At 63.2% G+C, this 3,613-nt stretch carries 4 protein-coding genes and 1 pseudogene; 1 reads left to right on the top strand and 4 read right to left on the bottom strand.

The window, feature by feature from the left end; translation table 11 throughout:
• Positions 1-72 precede the first annotated feature (72 nt).
• The 3 genes and pseudogenes from rfbB to ACFHYO_RS15965 all read right to left on the bottom strand — a co-directional run bounded on the left by rfbB (position 73) and on the right by ACFHYO_RS15965 (position 2,827).
• A complete protein-coding gene (gene rfbB / locus ACFHYO_RS15975; protein ID WP_394321718.1) occupies positions 73-1,110 on the bottom strand; it encodes a dTDP-glucose 4,6-dehydratase in 1,038 nt (345 codons plus the stop codon).
• Between the two features lies 1 nt (position 1,111).
• Positions 1,112-1,660 carry a dTDP-4-dehydrorhamnose 3,5-epimerase gene (rfbC, locus tag ACFHYO_RS15970; protein WP_394321716.1) on the bottom strand — a complete coding sequence of 183 codons (549 nt, stop codon included), beginning with the start codon at positions 1,658-1,660 and terminating at the stop codon, positions 1,112-1,114.
• Positions 1,661-1,856: 196 nt separating this feature from the next.
• Positions 1,857-2,827: pseudogene (locus ACFHYO_RS15965) on the bottom strand (IS5 family transposase).
• 95 nt (positions 2,828-2,922) lie between these two features.
• On the opposite strand from ACFHYO_RS15965, the gene ACFHYO_RS15960 reads away from it, so the two are divergent.
• Positions 2,923-3,345 carry a hypothetical protein gene (locus tag ACFHYO_RS15960; protein ID WP_394321715.1) on the top strand — a complete coding sequence of 141 codons (423 nt, stop codon included), beginning with the start codon at positions 2,923-2,925 and terminating at the stop codon, positions 3,343-3,345.
• 74 nt (positions 3,346-3,419) lie between these two features.
• Here the strand turns inward: ACFHYO_RS15960 and ACFHYO_RS15955 are convergent.
• Positions 3,420-3,613, bottom strand: a 194-nt coding sequence (locus ACFHYO_RS15955; RefSeq protein ID WP_394321713.1) for a thermonuclease family protein, incomplete at its 5' end; no start/stop codon positions are given.

The following is a 3,613-nucleotide window of genomic DNA, read 5'->3' as shown; positions in this document are numbered from 1 at the left end:
CGGGGGCCAGCCGCGCAAGCTCTTGCGCCACCTGCCCCGTCCGGCCGAAGATCAGAAGGTTAGTCATGTCCATCATCCCGTCCCCAGGCGCCTGCCCACGCCCTCACGGTCGAGAAGCGGGCGCCACCAGGCCTCGTTGTCGAGGTACCAGCGGACGGTGCGCTTCAGGCCTTCCTCGACCGTGACCGAGGGGCGCCAGCCCAGTTCGGTGCGGATGCGGGTGGGGTCGATCGCGTAGCGGCGGTCATGGCCGGGGCGGTCGGTCACGAAGCGGATCAGCCGGTCGTGCGGTGCGCCCGTAGGGCGCATCTCGTCCAGATGCGCGCAGATGGTGCGCACGAGGTCGATGTTCCTGGCCTCGTTCTCGCCGCCGATGTTGTAGCTGCGCCCGATCTCGCCCTGTTCCAGGCACAGAAGCAGCGCATCGGCGTGATCCTCGACATACAGCCAGTCGCGCACGTTGCCGCCGTCGCCATAGACCGGGATCTCGCGCCCGTGCAGGGCATTGAGGATCACCACCGGCACCAGCTTTTCCGGGAAGTGGTAAGGGCCGTAGTTGTTGGAACAGTTCGTCAGCACCACCGGCAGGCCATAGGTCTCGTGCCAGGCGCGGACCAGATGGTCCGACGCGGCCTTGGACGCAGAATAGGGAGAGCGCGGGTCATAGGGCGTGTCCTCGGTGAACTGGCCCGTCTCGCCAAGCGAGCCGAAGACCTCGTCGGTCGAGATGTGGTGAAAGCGGAAGCCCTCGGGCTTGCCCTGCCCGGTCCAGAAGGCCCGCGCCGCTTCCAGCAGGTTGTAGGTGCCGGTGACGTTGGTTTCGATGAAGGCGCCGGGGCCGTCGATCGAACGGTCCACGTGGCTTTCGGCCGCCAGGTGCATCACCGCATCGGGCTTGTGCCCGGCAAACACCCGGTCCAGCGCCGCGCGGTCGCGGATGTCCACATGCTCAAAGGCGTAAAGCGGGCTGTCGGCCACGCCCGCCACGTTCTCCAGGTTCGCCGCATAGGTCAGCGCGTCGAGGTTGACGACCTCGTGCCCGCGCGAAACCGCCAGCCGCACCACCGCCGAGCCGATGAAGCCCGCGCCACCCGTCACCAGTATCTTCATCTCACGCCTCGAAGGGGGATTGCCAGTCAGCGAAGGGCACGGCCGCCTTGTCCTTGTCGGACAGGACCAGCTCGGCCACGCCCCAGTCGATGCCGAGGCTGTCCCAGCGCACCGCGCCGTCCGCGGCCTTGTCGTAATAGCCCGTGCACTTGTAGACGACCTCGGTGTCGTCCACCCGCGTGACAAAGCCATGCAGGAAGCCCGGCGGCACCCAGAGCTGGCGGCCGTTCTCGAAGCTCAGCTCGACCCCGACCCACCGGCCATAGGTCGGGCTGCCGTGCCGCCCGTCCACCGCCACGTCGTAAAGCGCGCCGCGCCCGCAGCGCACCAGCTTGCCCTGCTCGTGCGGCGGCGCCTGATAGTGCAGGCCCCGCAGCGTGCCCGCCCTGGCCGAGAGCGAATGGTTGTCCTGCACGAACTCGGGCAGGCGCACGCCCGCCTCCTCCAGCGTGCGCCGGTTCCAGCTTTCCGAGAAGAAGCCGCGCCCATCGCCATGCCGCGCCGGCGTCAGGATCAGCACACCCGGCAGGGCCGTTTCCTCGATCTGCATCGCAACCTCTCATTTCCGCGCAGGCCGCTTGCCATTTTTCACGGGAAAGGGAAAGCCGCCTGCAACCACAACGGGTCTGCGTTGGGCTCGTGCCTATGTCGAGTGCAACCTCCAGGCTCGGCGGGCATTCATGATGTAGAGGGGCCTTGTTGCGCAAATCTCCTGACGGTCGGACTTTCCCCTTCCCTGTTTGACGTCATCCGACGGGCTGCGTGACGGGGATGCCGAGTGCGGTGAAGCGGTTGAGGATGGCGATGCGGACTTGGAGCTCGGCGGTCTGACGGTCGAAGTCTTGGGACATCAGCCGCTGCCCCAGCAGCTTCATGCAGTTCATCTTGGTCTCGATGCGGCTGCGGCGGTGGTAGCCGGTCCACTTCCGCCAGATAGTCCGGCCGAGGCGCTTGATGGCCCGAAGGGCCTCGTTCCTCGCCCCCGCACCAGGGCTCTTTTTCTTCCATGGCTTGGCGTTTCGGCGGGGCGGGATGATCGCTTCCGCTCCACGGTCTGCGATGGCGTCGCGGCAGGCGCGGCCATCATAGGCGCCATCGGCGGTGACGGATGCGATCGGCTCGTCCGCGGGGATCTGCGACAGCAGGCCGGGCAGCATGGGCGCGTCGCCGGTTCCGCTGCCGGTGAACTCGACCGCCCGCACCTCCATCGTCGCCTCGTCGATGGCCAGGTGGACCTTGCGCCAGACACGTCGCCGCGCCCCACCATGCTTGCGCGCATGCCATTCGCCTTCACCCCGGACCTTGATGCCCGTGCTGTCCACGAGCAGGTGCAGCGGGCCGCCCGAGCCCCGGTAGGGCAGCTGGACAGCCAGCGTCCTTTGTCGGCGGCACAGCGTCGAGAAGTCCGGCACCGGCCAGTCGAGCCCCGCCAGCTTCAACAGGCTGGCCACGAAGCCCCCTCGCCATGGTCACTCGGACCAGTGGCGTTCCCTGGCTCGATCTGGCGAAGCGGCAGGCCGAAGAGCACCTTGATCGTCAGGCAGGCCTGGATGGCGGCGTCCGAGAAGGTCTGCTGGCGACCGCGCTTGCCAGACGGCGCCGCGTGCCAAGCCATGCCGGGATCGAACCAGACCGTCAGCGACCCGCGCTCACGCAGCGCGGCGTTGTAGACGGACCAGTTCAGGGTGCGATAGCGGGTGGACGCAGGCTTGGACATGCTGCCCAGCTATGTCGCTGCACTACCGATGTGAATCCCAGGCAGGCTTTGCGCAACAAGGCCGTTTTGGCAGTATGTGATGAGAGGATACTGGCATGGTAAGTGATTTTCTCAAGGGAATAAAAAAACTAAGCAATAAACCATCAGCCATAACGGAGGGAGAAACAGATAAGATGGAAGATAGTCAACCTGTCCCGGTTATTACGCTCCCTGAAATGGATGAAAAACAGAAAGAAGAACTTTGCAATCAAATTGAGCTTCTAAGACAAGAATACAAAACACTTGCTGAAACACTTTATGAGGGCCAAGACGTCATTGACGATCACTTCATTAATCATATCCGCAGCTTCGTCAAAATCTACAACGCTATAAAAGAGATTTGTGGAACAGGTGATGGTCTCCCTGTTCAAGAACTCGAACTTCGCCCTTCTTTAGAGTGGATACGGCATATCTTATACCCGGATGATTACCCTCACCCTGATAAAAAACCTGATGATGACCCTAATCCACGCCCTTGATTGAAATGTAAATAAATTGATGCGGAACTAGACATTCCCGCATCTCTCCACTTGCTCAACCAAACCGTGTGTTTTTACGGCTGTGTTCCTCTCCGATATTCCCACGCCGGTTGCGAGCGATGCTTCCAGATACCGATACGCGCCTTCTTTGCCTTTTTCTCGTCGGACACATAGTCCTCTGAATACTGCCTGTAGGCCCATGCCATGCCGCGCCTGACCATTTCGCGGTTCACATCGACGCGCCCCGCCTTGCAGCGGGCGACGGTGC

This window comes from Paracoccus panacisoli (genome assembly GCF_042435015.1).
GTDB lineage: Bacteria > Pseudomonadota > Alphaproteobacteria > Rhodobacterales > Rhodobacteraceae > Paracoccus > Paracoccus panacisoli.
Note: the sequence above shows the minus strand (reverse complement) of the source record. Positions and strands in the feature narration are given on the sequence as shown.